Annotated in this window: 21 protein-coding genes; 14 read left to right on the top strand and 7 right to left on the bottom strand. The window is 70.3% G+C overall.

Going from position 1 to position 20,722, the window contains the following annotated elements; translation table 11 throughout:
- The first annotated feature begins 168 nt into the window (after positions 1-168).
- Entirely contained in the window at positions 169-1,470 is a 1,302-nt protein-coding gene (locus ACIQI8_RS19045) for an MFS transporter (protein WP_402351571.1), read from the top strand.
- A gap of 353 nt (positions 1,471-1,823) precedes the next feature.
- Here the strand turns inward: ACIQI8_RS19045 and ACIQI8_RS19040 are convergent, their stop codons facing one another.
- Positions 1,824-2,465 carry a PepSY domain-containing protein gene (locus ACIQI8_RS19040; protein WP_402351568.1) on the bottom strand — a complete coding sequence of 214 codons (642 nt, stop codon included), beginning with the start codon at positions 2,463-2,465 and terminating at the stop codon, positions 1,824-1,826.
- Positions 2,466-2,580: 115 nt separating this feature from the next.
- Between ACIQI8_RS19040 and ACIQI8_RS19035 the strand changes: the two genes are divergently transcribed.
- On the top strand, positions 2,581-3,249 hold the full coding sequence (locus ACIQI8_RS19035) for a response regulator transcription factor (RefSeq protein WP_402351565.1): 669 nt from the start codon (positions 2,581-2,583) through the stop codon (positions 3,247-3,249).
- Positions 3,246-4,676: a sensor histidine kinase gene (locus tag ACIQI8_RS19030; protein WP_402351563.1), complete on the top strand. Its 1,431-nt coding sequence runs from the start codon at positions 3,246-3,248 to the stop codon at positions 4,674-4,676. Before ACIQI8_RS19035 ends, ACIQI8_RS19030 begins: the two co-directional genes overlap by 4 nt.
- A gap of 13 nt (positions 4,677-4,689) precedes the next feature.
- Here ACIQI8_RS19030 and ACIQI8_RS19025 read toward each other — a convergent pair whose 3' ends face one another.
- From ACIQI8_RS19025 to ACIQI8_RS19010, 4 genes are all read right to left on the bottom strand, one after another.
- Positions 4,690-5,166 carry a MarR family winged helix-turn-helix transcriptional regulator gene (locus ACIQI8_RS19025; RefSeq protein ID WP_402351560.1) on the bottom strand — a complete coding sequence of 159 codons (477 nt, stop codon included), beginning with the start codon at positions 5,164-5,166 and terminating at the stop codon, positions 4,690-4,692.
- A gap of 92 nt (positions 5,167-5,258) precedes the next feature.
- The gene (locus ACIQI8_RS19020; protein ID WP_402351557.1) at positions 5,259-6,053 is read right to left on the bottom strand and encodes an AIM24 family protein; all 795 of its coding nucleotides are present in this window, start codon (positions 6,051-6,053) and stop codon (positions 5,259-5,261) included.
- Positions 6,050-6,700 (bottom strand): AIM24 family protein, encoded by a 651-nt coding sequence (locus ACIQI8_RS19015; protein WP_402351554.1) that lies wholly within the window; start codon positions 6,698-6,700, stop codon positions 6,050-6,052. Before ACIQI8_RS19015 ends, ACIQI8_RS19020 begins: the two co-directional genes overlap by 4 nt.
- 1 nt (position 6,701) lies before the next feature.
- Positions 6,702-7,334 carry an AIM24 family protein gene (locus ACIQI8_RS19010; RefSeq protein ID WP_123999261.1) on the bottom strand — a complete coding sequence of 211 codons (633 nt, stop codon included), beginning with the start codon at positions 7,332-7,334 and terminating at the stop codon, positions 6,702-6,704.
- Positions 7,335-7,493: 159 nt separating this feature from the next.
- On the opposite strand from ACIQI8_RS19010, the gene ACIQI8_RS19005 reads away from it, so the two are divergent.
- From ACIQI8_RS19005 to ACIQI8_RS18975, 7 genes are all read left to right on the top strand, one after another.
- Complete coding sequence (locus tag ACIQI8_RS19005; RefSeq protein WP_402351551.1) at positions 7,494-7,838, top strand: DUF3817 domain-containing protein; 345 nt, start codon at positions 7,494-7,496, stop codon at positions 7,836-7,838.
- Positions 7,835-8,128, top strand: a complete 294-nt coding sequence (locus ACIQI8_RS19000; RefSeq protein ID WP_280880636.1) for an MTH1187 family thiamine-binding protein — start codon at positions 7,835-7,837, stop codon at positions 8,126-8,128. The genes ACIQI8_RS19005 and ACIQI8_RS19000 overlap by 4 nt, the downstream gene beginning before the upstream one ends.
- A gap of 149 nt (positions 8,129-8,277) precedes the next feature.
- Positions 8,278-9,075, top strand: coding sequence for a hypothetical protein (locus ACIQI8_RS18995; protein ID WP_402351547.1), 798 nt, complete (start codon positions 8,278-8,280; stop codon positions 9,073-9,075).
- Positions 9,072-9,758 carry a DUF4166 domain-containing protein gene (locus tag ACIQI8_RS18990; RefSeq protein WP_402351544.1) on the top strand — a complete coding sequence of 229 codons (687 nt, stop codon included), beginning with the start codon at positions 9,072-9,074 and terminating at the stop codon, positions 9,756-9,758. The genes ACIQI8_RS18995 and ACIQI8_RS18990 overlap by 4 nt, the downstream gene beginning before the upstream one ends.
- Positions 9,755-10,405, top strand: coding sequence for a TetR/AcrR family transcriptional regulator (locus ACIQI8_RS18985; RefSeq protein WP_402351541.1), 651 nt, complete (start codon positions 9,755-9,757; stop codon positions 10,403-10,405). Before ACIQI8_RS18990 ends, ACIQI8_RS18985 begins: the two co-directional genes overlap by 4 nt.
- Positions 10,406-10,713: 308 nt before the next feature.
- Positions 10,714-12,495: a glycosyltransferase family 2 protein gene (locus ACIQI8_RS18980; protein ID WP_402351538.1), complete on the top strand. Its 1,782-nt coding sequence runs from the start codon at positions 10,714-10,716 to the stop codon at positions 12,493-12,495.
- Between the two features lie 3 nt (positions 12,496-12,498).
- On the top strand, positions 12,499-14,454 hold the full coding sequence (locus tag ACIQI8_RS18975) for a galactose oxidase-like domain-containing protein (protein WP_402351535.1): 1,956 nt from the start codon (positions 12,499-12,501) through the stop codon (positions 14,452-14,454).
- A 35-nt stretch (positions 14,455-14,489) separates the two neighbouring features.
- Here the strand turns inward: ACIQI8_RS18975 and ACIQI8_RS18970 are convergent, their stop codons facing one another.
- Positions 14,490-15,485: a glycoside hydrolase family 6 protein gene (locus tag ACIQI8_RS18970; RefSeq protein WP_402351533.1), complete on the bottom strand. Its 996-nt coding sequence runs from the start codon at positions 15,483-15,485 to the stop codon at positions 14,490-14,492.
- 137 nt (positions 15,486-15,622) lie between these two features.
- Complete coding sequence (locus ACIQI8_RS18965; RefSeq protein ID WP_402351530.1) at positions 15,623-16,606, bottom strand: DUF5937 family protein; 984 nt, start codon at positions 16,604-16,606, stop codon at positions 15,623-15,625.
- 73 nt (positions 16,607-16,679) lie between these two features.
- On the opposite strand from ACIQI8_RS18965, the gene ACIQI8_RS18960 reads away from it, so the two are divergent.
- The 4 genes from ACIQI8_RS18960 (at position 16,680) to ACIQI8_RS18945 (ending at position 20,653) form a co-directional block, all read left to right on the top strand.
- Entirely contained in the window at positions 16,680-17,942 is a 1,263-nt protein-coding gene (locus tag ACIQI8_RS18960; protein WP_402351527.1) for an MFS transporter, read from the top strand.
- 21 nt (positions 17,943-17,963) lie between these two features.
- Positions 17,964-18,473: a MarR family transcriptional regulator gene (locus ACIQI8_RS18955; RefSeq protein ID WP_123997681.1), complete on the top strand. Its 510-nt coding sequence runs from the start codon at positions 17,964-17,966 to the stop codon at positions 18,471-18,473.
- Between the two features lie 65 nt (positions 18,474-18,538).
- Positions 18,539-18,877: a DUF3817 domain-containing protein gene (locus ACIQI8_RS18950; protein WP_123997680.1), complete on the top strand. Its 339-nt coding sequence runs from the start codon at positions 18,539-18,541 to the stop codon at positions 18,875-18,877.
- Between the two features lie 75 nt (positions 18,878-18,952).
- Positions 18,953-20,653: a methylmalonyl-CoA mutase gene (locus ACIQI8_RS18945; RefSeq protein WP_402351523.1), complete on the top strand. Its 1,701-nt coding sequence runs from the start codon at positions 18,953-18,955 to the stop codon at positions 20,651-20,653.
- Positions 20,654-20,722: the final 69 nt, after the last annotated feature.

The following is a 20,722-nucleotide window of genomic DNA, read 5'->3' as shown; positions in this document are numbered from 1 at the left end:
TGCCTGGTCGGACATCGCTGGTCGGACCCCGTACCCCCCTGTTAAGTTGCCCCTCGTGTTCCTCCTCTTGGCATAGAGCCCGCCTCGGCCCGCGATCGGCGCGTACGGATGTCGCCGTCGCGGTCCCTCGGCGTCCCCTTCTTCGCCTCCAGTTGAGGAACCCTTCGCATGTCCGCGTCGTCTTCTCCGCGGCCTTCGTATGCCGCCGTTCTCCGCGTCCCGTACGCCCGCCGTACCTTTCTCGCCGCCCTCGTGGGACGGCTCTGCTACGGAGTGGTCTCGGTCGCCGTGATGCTCTCCGTGACCCGGGCGACCGGGTCGTACGCCGTGGCCGGTACGGTCATGGCCCTCTTCGGCGCCACCGGCGTCTTCCTGATGCCGTATCGGGCGGCCTTGGTCGACCGGTACGGGCCGCGCCGTGCGCTGACCCCCATGGCGTTGCTGTACGCGGGTCTGCTCTGTGTGCTCGCGGCGGCCACCTGGCGCCCCGGCGCGCCCGCGGTGGTGCTCGGCGCGGTCGCCGCCGTCACCGGCGCGTGTGCGCCCCCGCTGGGACCCACGATGCGTGCCGTGTGGGCCGAACTGGTCGTCGAGCGCGGGATGTTGCAGCGCGCGTACGGCCTGGACGGGGTCGCCGAGGAACTGCTCTTCGTCACCGGTCCGTTGCTCGTCGGCGTGGTGGTCGGGTTCGCCTCGCCGGCCGCCGGTGTGCTGCTCAGCGCGGTGCTGATGGCGGTGGGCACGGTGGCCTTCGTGACGTCACCGGCGGTGGGCGGGGCGCGGAGCGGGGACTCGGGCACCCGGCCGAAGTCGCCGTCGGCCAGGGAGAGTTCGCCGCTGGACGGGCGGGCGCTCCTGCAACCGGTCGTCGTCGCGACCGGCGTCGGACTCTCGCTCAGCGTCGTCGACCTCCTCGTCGTCGCCTTCGCCGAGCAGCGTCACCTCGGCGCCGACTCGGCGGCCTGGGTGCTCGCGGCGCTCTCGGCGGGCAGCGCGGTGGGCGGCCTGCTCAACGGCGCCGTCGACTGGCGTACGCCCGCCCGCGTACGACTGCCCAGGCTGGCGGCGGGGTTGGGGCTGACCCTGGCCGCGGCCGGCCTCGCCCCCGGCCTGTGGACCCTCGCGGCAGCCGTGGCCTGCGCCGGCGCCTTCGTCGCCCCCGCCCTCACAACGGCGTACCTCCTGGCGGACGAGACGGCGGCACCGGGGGCGCGGACGCGGGCCGGAGCCTGGATCAACACGGGCGTGAACGCGGGGAGTTCGGGCGGAGCGCTGGCGGCCGGCCTGCTGCTGGGCCGACTCCCCCTCGGGACGTGCTTCGTGGTGGCAGGGGTGGCGGTACTGGCCCCGGCGGCCCTCACCCGCTCCGTCGGCGGCCGGGGACACCGCCCCCGAAGCTCCTCGCGGTCCGAGCGGCTGCGACCTGAGCCTCGGACGCCGGACGAACTGCCCGCCACCGACCGACGCTGAGCCGGCGTGGGTCCCGGCGCATCGGGCGGGTTCTCGGTGAGCGGCCGGTCCCGGGTCGTCCTGGTAGCCGGACGCTCACCGGGTCGGCACCGGTGGCCCGGCGCTGAGGCCGCCTTCGCCCCAGGGCATCGGGCGGGTCAGCGGCGTGCGGTCGACGGTGGGGTCGCCCTCGCTGCGGTGTGTCGGGCGGACGGTTCGTGCGGGACTCGTGCCGCGGCCGCGAATGTGCCCAAATACCCGGTGGGTCGTCGTCCACCTGCGACCGTCGCCGAACCGCCCGGTGCGCTCCCGCGCGCCGGGCGGACCACCCGCCGTCGACCGGAGGGTGTATCGGCGTCGAGGCGCCGACCGCGTCAGTCGTCCGATCGGTCCAGTGTGACGTTCCCCGTGCGGAGGTCGACCAGCCAGTCCTGGTCGGCCTTGGCGGAGGAGGTGCGGGTCTCGATCTCCCAGCCCTGCGAGCGGGCGTCGTCGTCCAGGTCCACCGACGTCACCGTGCCCTTGGCGGACGCGGCCCGTGCGGCCTCGGCAGCCGTCACGGACGTGCCCTTCAGCGCGGCCCGTACCTGACCGGCGTCGTCCTCGTCCTCGGTGTGCGAACCGAGGACCGCGCCGCTGCCGGCGTCGATCCGCACACTGTGCCAACTGCCGTTCCCGGCAAGGACGTCCACGTCCCACACGGTCGCCCCGCCCCGACGGTCGTCGTCCTCCAACTCGGCCGAGACGGCCGTACCCCGCGTGTCCCGCAGTGCCGCGGCGATCGCGTCGGCGGCCGTCACATCGCCGGGCCGGACCACCAGAGCCTCGGCGTCCCGACCGTCGTCGTCCCGGTCGGTGTCGTCGCCCCTGTCGTCCGTACCGACTCCGTCGTCACCGCTCCCTCGCGCCGCCGTCCCCCGGCCGCCGTCGTCCCCCGTCACCGCGAGAGCCGTGGCCGTGCCGCCTCCGATCAGTGCGGCGGCCGTCACGGCGGCGATCACGATGTTGCGCTTCATGGTGTTTCCTCCTGAGTCGCGTCGCTTTCGACACCCTCACCTTCGCGAACCGATGCTGAGGAGACCCTGAAGTCACCTGAAGGGATCTTCAGGTGGAGTTTGCGAGGCTGTACCCATGCGCCTGTTGATCGTCGAGGACGAACGCCGGCTCGCCCTGTCGCTCGCCAAGGGCCTGGCCGCCGAGGGTTACGCCGTGGACGTCGTGCACGACGGCCGCGAGGGCCTGCACCGGGCCGGTGAGGGCGCGTACGACCTCGTGATCCTCGACATCATGCTGCCCGGCCTCAACGGCTACCGCGTCTGCGCCGCCCTGCGCGCCGCGGGTCACGACGTGCCGATCCTGATGCTGACCGCCAAGGACGGCGAGTACGACGAGGCGGAGGGGCTGGACACCGGCGCCGACGACTACCTCACCAAGCCGTTCTCGTACGTCGTCCTCGTCGCCCGCGTGAAGGCACTGCTGCGGCGCCGGAGCCAGGGGGCAGGGGCTTCGCCCGTCCACGTGCTCGGTGAGTTGAAGGTCGACACCTCCGCCCGGCGCGTCCACCTCGCGGGTGACGAAGTGACGCTGACGACAAAGGAGTTCGCCGTCCTGGAGCAGCTCGTCGTGCGGGCCGGCGCGGTGGTGTCCAAGGCCGAGATCCTGGAGCACGTCTGGGACTTCGCGTACGAGGGCGATCCCAACATCGTCGAGGTGTACGTCAGCGCCCTGCGCCGCAAACTGCGCGCCGGGCTCATCTCCACGGTGCGCGGCGCCGGTTACCGCCTGGAGAACCCGCGATGAGGCGCCTCCTCGGCTCGGTGCGGGCCCGGGCGACCCTGGGCGCCACCCTCGTCGTCGCCGTGGCCCTGGTCGCGGCCGGCGTCGCCGTGCTGCTGTCCCTGCGCTCCAACCTCACCGACCAGGCCGACACCCAGGCCGAGCGCACCGCACGGAACGTGGCGGCCGACCTCGCCGCCGGGACGCCGTACGCCCAGCTGTCCCTGGACGACGACGAGGAGCCGGTCCAGGTCGTGGACGGCGCCGGGCGGCTCGTGGCGGCCACGAAGGGGCTGGAGCGGATCGGCGGCACCGGGACGGTCGCGGTACGGCCGCAGCCGACGGCCACCGCCACCTCGGGTGACGACGACGAGGGCGACGATCACGGCGGCGACGGCCGCGACGACGACTCCGCGCTCGAACCCGGCGAGATCGACGACGAGGTCTCCTACACGGGCGGCTCCGCCACCATCGACGGCGACAGCGCCGACTACCGCTTCGCCGCCGTCCGCGTGGAGGTCCCCGGCAAGGGGCTGCTCACCGTCCACGCCGGTGCCCAACTGGCCGCCGAGCAGAGCGCCGTGAACACCGCGCTGACCGCGCTGCTGATCGGTTTTCCGCTGCTGCTCGCCGTCGTCGCGGGCGTGACCTGGCTGGTCACCCGGCGCGCCCTGCGGCCCGTCGAGGGCATCCGGCGCGAGATGGCCGCGATCACCGCCTCCGCGGACCTGGCCCGCCGGGTACCGGTGCCGGACACGCACGACGAGGTCGCCCGCCTCGCGCGGACGACCAACGAGACGCTGGCCGCGCTGGAGACCTCCGTGGAGCGGCAGCGCCGGTTCGTCGCCGACGCCTCGCACGAACTGCGCAGCCCGATCGCCTCCCTGCGCACCCAGCTCGAAGTGGGCGCCGCCCACCCGGAGTTGCTGGATGTGCCGGGCGCGGTCGAGGACACCGTACGACTGCAGTCCCTGGCCGCCGACCTGTTGCTGCTCGCGCGGCTGGACGCCGGGGAGCGGCCGGGGAAGGGGCGGTTCGACCTGGGCGCGCTGGCGGGGGAGGAGGCGGCCCGGCGGGACGGGGTGAGTGTGGAGACGGAGACCGTCGAAGTGGGCGGATCGCGGGGGCAGGTGGCGCGGGTGCTCGGCAATCTGCTCGACAACGCCCGGCGGCATGCCCGGTCGGCGGTCACCATGTCCGTGCGCCGGGAGGGGAGTTGGGCCGTGCTGTCCGTCGCCGACGACGGGGACGGAGTGCCCATCGGGGACCGGGAGCGGGTCTTCGAGCGGTTCGTACGGCTCGACGACGCCCGCAGCCGGGACGAGGGCGGGGCCGGGCTCGGACTCGCGATCGCTCGGGACGTGGCCCTGCGCCACGGCGGCACCCTCACGGTCCGCGACGCACCGGCAGGCGGAGCCCTGTTCGAACTCCGCCTGCCGCTCGCCGACTAGAGAATCAGGCCCGTCAGGGCCGGCCCCGCTGCCCCCGCAGATGTTCCGCGATGGGCTTCAGGCCCTTGTCCAGCTCCGCCAGGGCCTCGGGGGAGAGGAGGTCGATGAAGTGCCTGCGCACGGACGCCACATGATGCGGCGCGACCTTCTTCATCGTCTCCAGGCCCTGCTCGGTGAGGACCGCGTAGAGGCCACGGCGGTCCGACTCGCAGTTCTCGCGGCGGACCAGGTCCGCGTTCTCCATGCGGGTGATCTGGTGGGAGAGACGACTCTTGGACTGGAGGGTGGCGGATGCGAGGTCACTCATCCGCAACCGCATGTCCTCCGCCTCGGAGAGGTTCACCAGGATCTCGTAGTCGTTCATCGTCAGGCCGAATGGCTGGAGGTCTTTTTCGAGCTGATACGTCAACAGCCTGTTGACCTCCAGGTGGGTGCGCCAGGCGCACTGCTCCGCATCGGTCAGCCAGCGCGTGGCCGTCTCGGTCTCCATGAATGAAGTCTACCTAAAATGTTGAAATGCGAACTAGTGAGGGCGGTGTGACGGTGCGCACGCGTTCGACGTCACACTCCGCAGACTACCGCTCACAGCCCGAAGCGACGTTGGAGGTCTCCCAGCTGTCCGGGAAGGCGCGGTGCGCCGGCTTGCTGTCCGGGGCCTGTGGGTCCGCCCTGTCCCGGCACTCCGGCCTGCTGCGGAACCGCCCCCGTGGCCTGCTCGGCCATGAGGATCTCGGTGGACTGGAGCAGCACGGTGCCGGCCCCGACGAACTCGAACTGGTGCTCCTCCCCGGAGGCCCCGCCGATGCCCGTCAGCGCACGTAGACCGCCCATTACACCTGTCATGTAGGCGTGGTCGTAGTGATGGCACGGCGAGGGGCAGTCGGCCCAGCCGACGAGGGCCTGCGGGTCCACCCGGATCGGGGGTTCCATGAACACCACCGGACCGTTCGAGGCGGCCACGAACTTTCCGGTTCCGATGAGGGTCAGAAAACCGGGCACGATCGATTGCTTCAGTGCCAGAGTTGGCTGAAAAGCGAGAAGGTTGCCCGAGCGAATGGTCAGATTGCCGTCTTCCAGGTCGTACGAGTTCACGTCGAAGGCCCGGTCGGCGAGGAGCATCTTGCCCGAGCCCTCCGCCACGACCCAGTCGCTGGCGTGCAGAGGCGAATGAAAGGACGTACGGACAAGACGGTCCAGGCGGCCGTGTCCGACGCCGTTGAACTCCATCGAGCCGTAGTAGGCGATCATCTTCCCCTTCTGCAGGAACCATTGGCTCCCTTTGAGTTCCACGCAGAAGGTGTACTTGTTGACGTTGTCGTCGACCGGCAGCGTCATCGGGTCGTAGACCGTGGGACCCGCCCCCGGGTAGGTGGTCACAGCTTCTCCTCCGACGCCTGGACGTACACCGCACCGTTTCCGCTGAGCTCCAGCTGGAAGGCCTCGCCCGAACCGCGCCCCACCATGTCGCGCCAGCCGAGCGCGGTGGACAGCTTGTTGCGGACGTCGCCGTGGTGGGCGACGTAGGCCTGGGGGTCGACGTGCACCGGCCGCTGCGGGGTGATCGGGATCTCGAAGACGCCGCCGTGCGCCATCACGGCGACGGCGCCCTGCCCCTGGAGGGTCGTGGTGAACAGTCCCTGGCCGGTGACCTGCCCGCGCACCATGCCCATCACGCCGCCCTGCGAGCCCATGAACATCGTGCCCTGGCGCAGTGTGCCCTCGAAGGCGAGCAGCCGGTCCGCCTCCACGTAGAGCGTGTCCCCGGTGAGCCCGATGACCTGGACGTGGTGCCCGCCGTGCCCGAACAGCACGGTCCCGCTGCCCTCGACCGTCATCAACGGCGTCGCCTCGTTGGCCACCCGGCGCCCGATCATCGACATGATCCCGCCCTGGCCGCCCTGCACATTGGGCGTGAAGGACACCTCGCCCTTGTAGGCGAGCATCGCGCCGCGCTGACTGAACAGCCGCTGCCCGGGCAGCACGGTCGCCTCGACCATCTTGGAGTTGATCTCGCGGAAGGTCATGTCACACATCCCCCGCGATCGTGTTCCGTTCGCTCGGCTGTACGTACACCAGCCCGTCCCCCTCGAACCGGATCTGGAAGGCCTCGCCGCCGCCCTCCCCGAACAGCGTGCGGAAGGTCACGCCGGACTGGAAGGACTGCCGGACGTTGCCCTGATGCGCGATGTACGCCCCCGGGTCCACGATCAGCGGGTACTGCTGACTGACCCGCAGCACGACGGCCGGCCCGTCCGACGTGATCGCCGCCTGGCCGGAGCCCTCCACGGTCGTCGTGAACAGCCCGTTGCCCTGCGAGGCGCCGCGCATCCCTGTGAAGGTGGTCCCCGTCCGCAGCCCCGCGTCAGTCGCCAACAGGTTGCTGGACTCCACGTACAGCTTGTCCCCCCGGAGCTCCACGAGATTGATCTCCGATGCCCGGTCCGCGAACCAGCACGTCCCCTGCCCCCGCACCTCCATCACGGTCATCTGCTCACCGGTGATCCTCCGGGTCACCATCCCCCGCAGGCCCTCACCGCCGCCGCTCAGTTTCTTGAAGGCCATCTGCCCGTCGTACGCGACCATCGAGCCGTTCTTCGCCTTGACGGCATCCCCGGTCATGTCGACGGCGAGCACCTTGCTGCCTTGAAGTCGGAACATCGCCACGCAGCGACGGTAGCCGCCGGATCGGCCCGCCGAACAGGGCCCGGAGGTGGAGAGGCACCCTGACCGCACCCCTAGGGGGAGTGTTTGTCAGAATGGGTGAACGCTTGTGCTCACGTTCACAAAGAGCGACCCGCCTCCCACCGAAGGTGACCCGTGGACCTCAAGACCGCCTCCGCCCTGCGCCGCCTGCGCCTCGTCTCGGCCCCCGAGGCCGTCTCCTTCCTGCTCCTGCTGGTCTGCTCGGTCCTCAAGCGGACCACGGACTTCAACGCGGTGCCGGTGATGGGCATGGTCCACGGCGTCCTGTTCATCCTGTACGTGCTCTTCTGGGCCGACGCCTGGAACCGCGCCAAGTGGGGCCCCGGCACCGCCGCCCTCTACTTCGTCCTCTCGGTCCTGCCCACCGGCGGCTTCTTCGCCGAGCGCAAGCTCAAGCACGCGGCCGAGGCCGAGGTCATCGCCTCCCGCGCGCGCAAGGAAGGAATCGTGAACGCATGATCGTCGCCTTCTCCGTCTCCCCGCTCGGCGTCGGCGAGGACGTGGGCGAGTACGTCGCCGACGCCGTCCGCGTCGTCCGCGAGTCGGGCCTGCCCAACCGCACCGACGCGATGTTCACGTCCATCGAGGGTGAGTGGGACGAGGTCATGGACGTCGTCAAGCGCGCGGTCGCGGCCGTCGAGGCACGGGCGCCCCGTGTCTCCCTGGTCCTCAAGGCGGACATCCGCCCCGGCGTGACCGACGGACTCACGTCCAAGGTGGCGACGGTGGAACGGCATCTGGCCGAGTAGTCACGCCGGTTGACGCGACGAGCTCCTGCCCGCGCGGGCAGGGGCTTTCTTGTGGCGGGCTGATTGAGCGATCGCTCAAAGAGGTGTACTTTCCTGTCCAGCGAGTTTGAGCGATCGCTCAAATGTCGGACAACACACGGGGGAAGCACATGCGGAATGCGGGGCTGTACATAGAGGCGCGGATCCACGCCTCCCTCGACGACCTCTGGGCCCGTACGCAGGACCCGTCCCTCCATCAGCGCTGGGACCTGCGCTTCACCGAGATCACCTACCTCCCGCGCGCGGAGGGCGAGCCTCAGCGTTTTCGGTACGCCACACGCGCGCTGCCGTTCCTCGGCGTCGCCGGCACGGGGGTCTCGGCCGGAGAGAAGGAGCGCCCGGACGGGACGCGTACGTCAGCACTCCGCTTCTCCTCGCCCAGCCGCCTCTCGCTGCTCGCGGAGGGCAGCGGGTACTGGCGTTACGTCCCGGACGGCGACACGATCCGGTTCCTCACCGGCTACGACTACCGGCCGCGCTGGGGTGTCTTCGGTGCGGCCGCCGATCGGGTTCTCTTCCGTCCGCTGATGGGCTGGGCGACGGCATGGTCCTTCGACCGGCTCCGGCTGTGGCTGGAGCGAGGGATCACACCGGAGCGCGCACGCCGGAACTGGCTGGCCGAGCTGTCGGTGCGGGCCGTGGCGATCGCCGTCGCGTGCACGGGCTTCGGGTACGGGGAGGTGGTGCGGCTGACGGGGCCTTTCGCGCCGCTCTTCTTCTACGCGATGCCCTTGCTGACGCTGGTGCTGCTGTCTCTGGCGCTTCTCGCTCCGCCGCTGCCGACGACTCCGGCGGCTCGTCGCTGCCTGCGCACGCCACCGGCACGCACGCGTGCGCCTCGACTGCTCGGCACGTTGGACGCCCTGGACAGCCCGGCCGGCCTGGAGAACTCGGAGAACCCTCGATGACGAACCCCTCGATCTTCCGTACGGTCATGGGTGCGGACCTCGACCGCCTGCACCCCCAGCTCCAGCGCCGTTTCTCGGTCGGTCTCGCCAGCGGTGAGGCGTGCGTCGGGAGAGGTGTCATGGACCGGATCTGGCACGGCGGGGCGTTCGTGAAGCCGTTCCTCGCGCTTGGCGCCACGCGCAACATCCTTGTCCCGCGGGAGGGGCGTGACGTGCCCTTCGTCATCGAGAACGTGCCCTACGTCGACACCTACGGCCGTGAGACGGTGAGCTTCGTGCGTACCTTCGACTTTCCCGCCGGCCGCCGCCGATTCGACGCCCAGATGGTGCTGAGCCCGAAGGGCGACCGTGTCCTCGACTACCTCGGTACCCATCAGCACCTCGCCAGCGATCTGCACTTCCGTGCCGAGCCGGACGGGTCGTTGCTGATCCGGTCCGGTGAACACCGGTTCCGGGAAGGGGTGGTGGATGTGCGGGTGCCCGAACTGATCGGGGCGACGGCGGAGGTCCGGGAGTCGTACGACGACGTGGCCGGCCGGTTCCGTATCCAAGTGCGCGTGGTCAACAGGTACTTCGGGCCGCTGTTCGGTTACGAGGGCTCTTTCGGGGCGACGTACACGGACATCCGGAGCTGTGGTGTGCGGCCCGGTCTGCGTCCTGTCCGGGAGGAGGCGCGCGCGTGAGTCCCGAGACGGAGAAGTCCCTTGAGACCAAGGCGAAGTTGCTGGAGGGGGCGTTGCGGACGCTCACCGAGCAGGGGATCGCGAAGACGTCGGCGCGGACCGTCGCGGCGGCGGCCGGGGTCAACCAGGCGCTCGTCTTCTACCACTTCGGGTCCGTCGACGAGTTGTTGGCGGCGGCCTGTCGTTACGGGGCGGAGCAGGCGGTCGGGCGGTATCGGGAGCGGTTCGACGCGGTGACGTCTTTGTCCGAACTCCTTGCCGTGGGGCGGGAGATGCATGAGGCGGAGCGGGACAGGGGGCATGTCGCTCGCCTCGGTCAGCTGCTTGCCGGGGCGCAGACTCATGAGGCGCTGGGGCCTGCCACGGCGGCGGGGCTCGATCTGTGGATCGTCGAGATCGAGAAGGTGCTGGTGAGGGTGTTGGGTGGGTCGCCGGTGGGGGAGTTCGTGGACCCGGCGGGGTTGGCCCGGGCGGTTGCGGCGTCGTTCGTGGGGATGGAGTTGTACGAGGGGGTGGATGCGGTGGGGGCGGACTCGGCGTTGGACGCGCTCGATCAACTCGGGGTGCTGGTCTCGGCGTTGGAGGAGCTCGGGCCGGTGGCCCAGCGGGCGGTGCGGCATCGGTTGCGTCGGACGGCTCGTCGCTGACGGGGCTTTTCTCGCCCCCGCCGCCCCTACCCGTCCCATCCCCAAGGGGCGCTGCCCCCTTCGACCCCCGTCTCCGGGGGCCAGCCCCCGGACCCCCGCTCCTCAAACTCCCCCAGAGGGGGGACCCCCAAGGGGCTGGATTGTGCGGACCGGCGTTCAAGAGGCGCAGCCTCCGGTGGGTGGGATACCGCCACTCGATACCCCATACCCCCACCTGGCCGCCCCCAGTTCGACACGCCCATAAATGTCCTCTTTTGTATGGATATCGGACAAGATCGCCGATCATTCCTCACTCACTGGAGGGCGCTGTGCGGCCGGAGGGCTACGACTACGACACCCACAGCCGACTGGCCGGACCGCTCACGGAGCCGTCCGCCGGGGCCTATCGGGTGCAGTACACCTCGCTCCTGTCGCGCGAGCCCCACCGAATACGTGCCGTCCTGCTGATGAGCCTCGCGCCGCTGCTCACCGCGGCCCTGCTCGTGTACCTCGTGTGGCCCACCCACTGGGTGGAGCGCGAGGGCGGGGAGGAGTGGATGGTCGGGCTCGACATCGCGATGCTCGTCGCCATCGGGCTCATCGAGCTGTTCATGGTCGTCAATGTCGCCTCCGTCGCCCATGCCACCCTCGTCGCCCGCGACCCGGTCCCGGTGGTTCCGGAGGCCGGCACCCGGGTGGCCTTCCTGACGACCTACGTTCCGGGCAAGGAACCCCTTTCGATGGTCCGCGCCACGCTTGAAGGGGCGGTGAGGATCACTCACACCGGTCCGCTGGACGTCTGGCTGCTCGATGAAGGGGACGACGCGCAGGCCAAGGCGCTCTGCGCCGAACTCGGTGTGCGGCACTTCACCCGGCACGGGGTGCCCGAGTGGAACCGGCCCAAGGGCGTCCACAAGGCCCGCACCAAGCACGGGAACTACAACGCGTGGATCGCGATGCACGGCGACGAGTACGAGTTCTTCGCGTCCGTGGACACCGACCACGTCCCGCACCCCGACTTCCTGCTGCGGATGATGGGGTACTTCCGCGATCCGGACGTCGCCTTCGTCGTCGGGCCCCAGGTGTACGGGAACTACCACAACCCCGTCACCAAGGCCGCCGAGTCGCAGCAGTTCCTCTTCCACGCGCTGATCCAGCGGGCCGGCAACCGCTACCGCGCGCCCATGTTCGTCGGTACCAACAACGTCGTACGGATCTCCGCCGTCAAGCAGGTCGGCGGGCTGTTCGACTCCATCACCGAGGACATGGCCACCGGGTTCGAGATCCACCGGCACCGCAATCCGGTCTCACGCAAGCACTGGCGGTCCGTCTACACGCCCGACGTCCTGGCCACCGGCGAGGGCCCGGCCTCCTGGACCGACTTCTTCACGCAGCAGATGCGCTGGTCGCGGGGGACGTACGAGACCCTGTTCAAGCAGTACTGGAAGGCGCCGTTCACGATGCCTCCCGGGCGGCTGTTCTCCTACACCCTCATGCTCGTGTACTACCCGATGACGGCCGTCAACTGGCTGCTGGGCATCATGAGTTGCTTCCTGTTCCTGTGGTTCGGGGCCTCCGGCACCCAGGTCTCCGCCTCCGTGTGGCTGATGCTCTACAGCGACGCGGCCGCGCTCCAGATCGGGCTCTACCTCTGGAACCGCCGTCACAACGTCTCCCCGCACGAACCCGAGGGCTCGGGCGGACTGGCCGGCATGGCGATGTCGGCGCTGTCCGCGCCGATCTACCTCAAGTCCCTCGGCGAGGCCCTCATCCGCCGGCCCTCGCGCTTCGTCGTCACCCCCAAGGGCGACGCCAGCGCGGACCGGCTGGCGACCTTCCGTATCCATCTCTTCTGGGCGACCTTCCTCGGCACGTCCCTGGCCGCCTCCGTCGTCCTCAACCACACCCACGCGGCCATGCGCACCTGGGCCGTCCTGGCCATGGCGATAGCCCTGGCGCCGGTCGTGGTGTGGTGCTCCACGCTCCTCAAGGAGCGGCGCGCGCGGCAGTCGCCGCACCGGTCCCCGCTCAGCGTCGAGGGCGCCGAACCGGCGCTCGCGACCAGCGCGGCCGGTCCCTCCGTCTCCGGCTCCGCGACAGGAGGCAACTAGGCCATGGCCTACCAGCCGTCCCAGAAGACCAAGAAGACCGTCCTGGGGATCGGGGGCATCGCCGTTCTGGCGGGCCTGAACGCCCCGGCCGCACTGGACTTCGCGAGCCAGAAGTACCACGAGTACGAGATCTCGCGGCCCGAGTACAAGGCGAAGTACGGCTCCTGGAGTCAGATCGACATCCCGGAGCAGTACCGCACCAACGCCATCCACGCGGCGCTGCTGCACACCGGCAAGGTGCTCATCGTGGCCGGGTCGGGCAACGAGCAGAAGAAGTTCGACAAGGGGTCCTTCGACACGGTCCTGTGGGATCCGAAGGCCAACACCTTCAAGAAGATCCCCACCCCCGAGGACTTCTTCTGCTCCGGACACGCCCAACTCCCCGACGGCAGGCTCCTGGTGGCCGGCGGCACCGCCCGCTACGAGCGGCTCGACGGGGAGGTGCGGCGGGCCGGCGGCGGGATGCGCGTCAAGAACGAGAACCCCGACAAGGCCATGTTCCTGAAGAAGGGCACCCGGTTCAGGTCGCCGGCCGGCGTCGAGTACGTCAGCCGCTTCGACGTCACCGTGCCCAAGGCCAAGCGTGCCTTCAAGGTGACGTACAACGCCCGTGGTGTGATGCAGCCCTGGCGCACCAGCGTCACCGCGAGCGAGGTCCGTGTCTTCGTCGAGGCCGTCGAGACGGGGCCGCTGTCCGCCACGGACAAGCAGGCCCAGTACGACATCGAGGGCCTGACCGGCAAGGACGCGAACAACACGTACGGGCTGAGCGAGAAGATCACGCTCGACAAGCAGGACTTCCAAGGCATCCGCGCCGCCTACGAGTTCGACCCCAAGGCGGAGCGGTACATCCCCGTCGACCCGATGCAGAAGGCCCGTTGGTACCCGACCCTCGTCGGTCTCGACGACGGACGTGTCCTCGCGGTGTCCGGTCTTGACGACGTCGGCGTCATCGACCCCGGTGACAACGAGTACTACGACCCGAAGACCAAGAAGTGGTCGCCGGGGCCGAAGCGGTACTTCCCGACGTACCCCGCGCTCTTCCTCACCAAGGGCGGCAAGCTCTTCTACCCGGCCTCCAACGCCGGTTACGGGCCCGCGGAGAAGGGGCGTGAACCAGGGCTGTGGGACCTGAAGACCAACACCTTCACCAAGGTGCCGGGGCTGCGCGACCCGGACGAGACCGAGACCTCGTCCTCCCTGCTGCTGCCGCCCGCGCAGGACCAGAAGGTGATGATCATGGGTGGGGGTGGGGTCGGTGAGTCCAAGCGGTCGACGCCCCGGACGGCGGTCGTCGACCTGAAGAAGGACAACCCCGTCTTCAAGGACGGCCCCAACCTCCCGCAGGGCACGCGGTACTTGAACAGCGTGATCATGCCGGACGACTCGGTGTTCACCACCAACGGCTCCGAGGACTACCGCGGCCGCGGCGCCAGCAACATCCTCAAGGCGCAGTTCTACGACCCCAAGGCCAACACCTTCCACGAGGCGGCGGACCCCGCGGTGGGCCGCAACTACCACTCCGAGGCGCTGCTGCTGCCCGACGGCCGGGTCGTCACCTTCGGCTCGGACCCGCTCTTCGACGACCAACAGAACACGAAACTGGGCCACTTCGAGCAGCGCATGGAGATCTTCACCCCGCCCGTCGTGCACCGCGGCGCCGCGGTGCGGCCGGTGCTGGAGGACGGCCCGCAGGAACTCGACCGGCACCACCGGGCCACGTACCGGACCGATCACCCGGAGCGGGTCGTCAGGGCCCGGCTGATGCGGCCCAGCGCGGTCACCCACACGACCGACGTCGAGCAGCGCTCCATCGAACTCGGCCTGACCAAGGACGCGCACGCGGTGACCGTGGATGTGCCGAGCGACCCCGCCCTGGTGCCGCCCGGCTGGTACATGCTGTTCGTCACGGACGCGCAGGGCACGCCGTCCGAGGCCAAGTGGATCCAGGTGAAGTGACGACCCGGAGTGACCGCCTGAAGTGAACGCCGGTGCTACGCCTTGGAGTTGCGTGCCAGCTCCAGGGCGTACTCCGGCCACCACTGTCCCGCGTCCGGACCGCCCTCGCACGTGCCGTCCGACTCCCCGGGCCGCTTGACCCAGAGGTAGGCGTCCACGGCCTCCTGCCCGGTGTCGGTCGTCGGGCGGGTGCCGAGCGCGCGGCCCGGCGGGTTGCACCAGGCGCCCGGCATCGGCCCGTTGCCGTTGCGGCTGGTGTCGACGACGAAGTGCTTGCCGCCGAGGTCGCGCGAGAGCTGGAGGCCGTACTTGGTGGTGCGGTCGTCGGTCTGGAAGTTGGAGACGTTCAGCGAGAAGCCGTCGGCCCGGTCGATGCCGGCGCGCTTGAGCGGGTCGACCAGCTTCCACGGCTCGCGGATCCAGGACGGGTTGCCGGCGTCCAGGTACACCTTGGTGTTCGGCTGCTGCTTCAACCGGTCGATCGCCTCGCTCAGCAACTGCTCGCGCTCCTCGTGGTATTCAGCCGGCGTGCAGCCGTCCACGATGTGCGCGACCGCGTCCGGTTCGAGCACCACGAGCGCCTTGCTGTCCCCGAGCGCGTCCGCGAACTGCCCGATCCAGGCCCGGTAGGCGTCCGCGTCCGCCGCCCCGCCCGCCGAGTGCTGCCCGCAGTCGCGGTGCGGGATGTCGTACGCCACGAAGAGCGCCGTCCGGTCCTCCGAGCTAGCGGACGCGGTCGCTGTGCGCACGGCGGGGCCCGGGTCGAGCTCGCCGGCCGGCCACAGCGCGACGGGTTCGTCGGCGATACGGGCGAGCAGTGCGGCGTCCTGCTTGCGGCCCTGGCGCTGCCACATCGCGATCTGCTGCGCGGCCGGGCTCTCGGGGTCGACCCAGAAGGCGGTGGACGTCTTGGCGCGCGCCTTGCCGGAGGCGGCACCGGCGACGGACGCCTCGTCGACGCCGGACGACGAACAGCCCGCCGCGAGCCCGAGGACCGCGAGAGCCGCGAGGGTGTGGATCAGCCGGGACATGCCGCTCCCTGGGGCGAGGTGACGGAACGTCAGCAATCGTCGCATAAAGGGATCTATGGATACGGAACCGACATGGCCGCCGTCAGGTGCCGCCCCTCAGCCGCCGCCCGCTCGCCGTCGGCCGAGCCCGCCCTCCGTCACCCGTCCCCCGACACCAGCGCGATCCCCAGCGGTGTCCGTTCGTACAGCACCTGATGGCCGTACCGCCGGGCGGTCAGCAGTCCGGCGTCCCGCAGGAGGGTCAGGTGGGCGGAGACCGACGACGGGGCGAGGGCGAGGCGGTGGGCGAGAGCGGCGGTGGAGGCGGGTTCGTCGAGGGCGGCGAGGACCGTGGCGCGACCGCGGCCCAGGAGTCGTAGCAGGGTGTCGGACGTGCGGCCGGCCGGCTCGGCCCACAGGCCGCCGATGCCGCGGGCCGGGTAGGCGAGGGTCGGCTGCCAGGGCGGGTCGAAGGTGCTGACGACGTCCGGCCAGATGAAGACGCTCGGCATCAGCATCAGGCCCTGGCCGCCCAGCCGCCGCTCGTGCTCCAGGTTCATGTCGACGGTCAGCGTGCCTGCCTGCCAGCCGAACCGCCGGTTGATCTCGGGCAGCAGCCCGCCGAGCCCGACCTCGGCGAGCCGCCGGGAGTGGAAGGAGACGTCGGCCTCCAGCAGGGTGCGCAGGCGGGGCCAGTCAGGGGCGATCAGCGCGCGCCAGGCCTCCTCCATCGCGTCCGCCAGCTCCCGGACCATGCCCACCGGATCCCGCAGCCACCTCCTGGCCTGCGGCGAGTCGAGCGCGCCCGGGGTGTCGGCCAGCGACTTGGCCGTGTCGGCGCGGGCCGTGGCCGGGTCGGTGGCCCGCACCGCCGCGATCTCCTCCTCGAAGGTGGCCGCGGGACCGATCGGCGGCGGGCACAGCCAGTCCGGACAGTGCCCCCGGCGCGGCATCAGCAGCCACAGGTCCGTGAGGTCGAGCCCGGCCGCCACCTTCTCCATCCGGCGCAGCCAGTGCGCGTGATACCCCTGCCGCTCGGGCCGCTTGAGCATCCGCACCACCTCCTGCGTCTCCCACAGCGGGGACACCGCGAAGCGGCAGCGCAGGAAGTCGTCCTCCCCGAAGTACAGACGCGACGGCATGCTCTCTCTCCCCAACATTCGGCACGCACCGAATCTCTATCCTGCCCCGCGCCGGCCGAGCACGCTGCTGCCCATGCCAGACCAGTCCGCCGGCACCACCACGCGGCCCGCACCCCAGGCCCCGACGGGATACGCCCGGGTCTTCGCCGTCCCCGAGTTCCGCGCCGTCTTCGCCGCGCACGCCCTCTCCCTGCTCGGCGTCGTCGTCAGCGAGATCTCGCTCTCCGTCCTCGTCTACGACCTCACCGGCTCCCCCCTGCTCAGCGCCCTCACCTTCGCGCTCGGCTTCCTGCCGTACGTCGTCGGCGGGACCCTGCTCGCGGGCGTAGCCGACCGCTTCCCGGCCCGGCGGGTGCTGGTGGTGTGCGACCTGGTGTGCGCGGTGTGCGTCGCGCCGATGGTGCTGCCCTTCGCGCACATCGGTGTCCTGCTCGCGCTGCGCTGCTGCGTGGCCGTCGTCTCACCGGTGTTCCAGGGCACCCGGATGGCGACGCTGGCCGACATCCTGGGCGACGGCGACCTGTTCGTGCTCGGGCGCTCCCTGCTGCGGATCGTCTCGCAGAGCGCGCTGCTCGTCGGCTACGGACTCGGCGGCCTGCTCCTGATCGTCGTGTCGCCGCGCCACGCGCTGCTGATCACGGTCGGCACCTTCTGCGCCTCCGCGCTCCTGCTCCGCCTCGGCACCCGCCGCAGGCCGGCCCGCGCGGGCGTCGGCAACGCCCTGGTGCGGGACGGCCTCAAGGGCGCCCGGCAGGTCATCGCCGACCGCCGGATACGCGCCCTGCTCCTCCTTTTCTGGATCCCGCCGATGTTCTCGGTCGCCCCGGAGGCGCTGGCCGCTCCCTACGCCGCCGAACTGACGGCCGGTTCCGTCGGTCTCGGCCTGCTGATGTGCGCGCTGCCGTTCGGCACCATCACCGGCGAGCTGTACGCGGGTTCCCGGCTGCGCCCGGCCGCCCGGGAGCGCATCACCCTCCCGCTGGTCTGCTGCACGCTGCTGCCGTACGCCGGCTACCTGTTCCGCCCGGGCCTCGCGGCCTCGCTGCTCCTCCTCCTGGTCTCCGGCGCGGGATCGGCGTACACGCTGGGTCTTGACCAGTGGTTCGTGCGGGCCGTGCCCGACGAACTGCGGGGGCGGGCGATGACCCTGCTCACCGCCGGGCTGATGACCATCCAGGGAGTGGGGATGGCGCTCGCCGGAGTGGTCGCGGAGTTCGCCGGAGTACGGGCGACGGTGGCCGGTGCCGGGGTGCTCGGTGGCGTGTGCTGCGCCCTGTTGGCAAGGGAGGCGGTACGCACCCGACCGAAAGGCGAGACGGGGCTGACCACCATATGACCGGCCGGTAAGGTCGTTGCCGTGCCGAAGCCGCTCAGCCTTCCCTTCGACCCCATCGCCCGCGCCGACGAACTCTGGAAGCAGCGCTGGGGAAACGTGCCGTCCATGGTCGCCATCACCTCGATCATGCGCGCCCAGCAGATCCTGCTCGCCGAGGTCGACGCGGTGGTCAAGCCCTACGGACTCACGTTCGCGCGCTACGAGGCACTGGTGCTGCTCACCTTCTCCAAGGCCGGCGAGCTGCCGATGTCGAAGATCGGCGAGCGCCTGATGGTGCACCCCACCTCCGTGACCAACACCGTCGACCGCCTGGTGCGTTCCGGACTGGTCGACAAGCGGCCCAACCCCAACGACGGGCGCGGCACGCTCGCCACCATCACCGACAAGGGCCGCGAGGTCGTCGAGTCGGCCACGCGGGATCTCATGGCGATGGACTTCGGGCTCGGTGCCTACGACGCCGAGGAGTGCGCGGAGATCTTCGCGATGCTGCGTCCGCTGCGGATCGCGGCGAGCGACTTCGACGAGGCGTAGGGCTCTTGTGACGGCCCCCAGGGGCGCCGGAAGATCGCGCGAAACGGGTGGTTACGCTCGTAGCCATGAAAAAGAGCGTGCTGACCCGCTATCGCGTCATGGCCTACGTCACCGGTGTGCTGCTGGTCCTGCTGTGCCTGAGCATGATCGCCAAGTACGGCCTGGACGTCGACGGGGCCGCGGACTTCACCCGCGTCGTCGCCATCGCGCACGGCTGGCTCTACGTGGTCTACCTGGTCTTCGCCTTCGACCTGGGCTCCAAGGCCAAGTGGCCGGTCGGCAAGCAGCTGTGGGTCCTGCTCGCCGGGACCATCCCCACGGCCGCCTTCTTCGTGGAGCGGAAGATCAGCCACGAGCTGGAGGGCAAGGTCGCCGAGGCGTCCCCGGCGCCCGTCAAGGCGTAACGCTCACCGCCGTGCGACATGCGTACGGCGGTCAGCCATCGACATTTACTAGGACGTCCTAGTAAATTCGACGGCATGGACGCTGACGCCATCGAAGAGGGCCGCCGACGCTGGCAGGCCCGGTACGACGCCGCACGCACGCGTGAGGCCGATTTCACGACGCTCTCCGGAGACTCCGTGGAGCCTGTGTACGGGCCGCGGGCGGGTGACGCGTACGAGGGGTTCGAGCGGATCGGCTGGCCGGGGGAGTACCCCTTCACGCGTGGGCTGCACCCGACCGGCTACCGGGGGCGGACGTGGACCATCCGGCAGTTCGCCGGGTTCGGGAACGCCGAGCAGACCAACGAGCGGTACAAGATGATCCTCGCCAACGGCGGCGGGGGTCTGTCCGTGGCGTTCGACATGCCCACGCTCATGGGGCGCGACTCCGACGATCCGCGTTCGCTCGGCGAGGTCGGGCACTGCGGGGTCGCCATCGACTCGGCCGCCGACATGGAGGTCCTGTTCAAGGACATCCCGCTGGGTGATGTGACGACGTCCATGACCATCAGCGGGCCGGCCGTACCGGTCTTCTGCATGTACCTCGTCGCCGCCGAGCGGCAGGGCGTCGACCCGGCCGTCCTCAACGGCACGCTCCAGACGGACATCTTCAAGGAGTACATCGCGCAGAAGGAGTGGCTCTTCCAGCCGGAGCCCCATCTGCGGCTGATCGGCGACCTGATGGAGTACTGCGCGACCGGCATCCCCGCGTACAAGCCGCTGTCCGTCTCCGGGTACCACATCCGTGAGGCCGGGGCGACGGCCGCGCAGGAGCTGGCGTACACGCTGGCGGACGGGTTCGGGTACGTGGAGCTCGGGCTCAGCCGCGGGATGGACGTGGACGTGTTCGCGCCCGGTCTTTCCTTCTTCTTCGACGCGCACCTCGACTTCTTCGAGGAGATCGCCAAGTTCCGTGCGGCGCGGCGGATTTGGGCGCGGTGGATGCGGGACGTGTATGGCGCGAGGACCGACAAGGCGCAGTGGCTGCGGTTCCACACGCAGACCGCGGGTGTCTCGCTGACGGCTCAGCAGCCGTACAACAACGTCGTGCGTACGGCGGTCGAGGCGCTGGCGGCGGTGCTGGGCGGGACCAACTCGCTGCACACCAACGCGTTGGACGAGACGCTCGCGTTGCCGAGTGAGCAGGCGGCGGAGATCGCGCTCAGGACCCAGCAGGTGCTCATGGAGGAGACCGGGGTCGCCAACGTGGCGGATCCGCTGGGTGGTTCGTGGTTCGTGGAGCAGTTGACGGACCGGATCGAGGCGGACGCGGAGAAGATCTTCGAGCAGATCAAGGAGCGGGGGCTGCGGGCGCATCCGGACGGGCGGCATCCCATCGGGCCGGTCACGTCCGGGATTCTGCGCGGGATCGAGGACGGGTGGTTCACCGGCGAGATCGCCGAGTCCGCGTTCCAGTACCAGAAGTCCCTTGAGAAGGGGGACAAGCGGGTTGTGGGGGTGAACGTCCACACGGGGTCCGTGACCGGTGACTTGGAGATCCTGCGGGTCAGTCACGAGGTGGAGCGGGATCAGGTGCGGGTGCTGGGGGATCGGCGGTCCGGCCGGGACGAGGCTGCTGTGCGGGCTGCGCTGGACGCGATGCTGGCTGCCGCGCGGGATGGGTCGAACATGATCGGTCCGATGCTGGATGCTGCGCGGGCGGAGGCGACGCTGGGGGAGATCTGCGGGGTCTTGCGGGACGAGTGGGGGGTGTACACGGAGCCTGCTGGGTTCTGAGGCGCCGGTTGCTGGGGGCGAAGGGCGGGGCGTTGCGCAGCCCTGGCGGGTTGGGCGGGCCGTAGGGCG

The sequence above is a fragment of the Streptomyces sp. NPDC092369 genome (assembly GCF_044755245.1).
Classification (GTDB): Bacteria; Actinomycetota; Actinomycetes; order Streptomycetales; family Streptomycetaceae; genus Streptomyces.
Note: the sequence above shows the minus strand (reverse complement) of the source record. Positions and strands in the feature narration are given on the sequence as shown.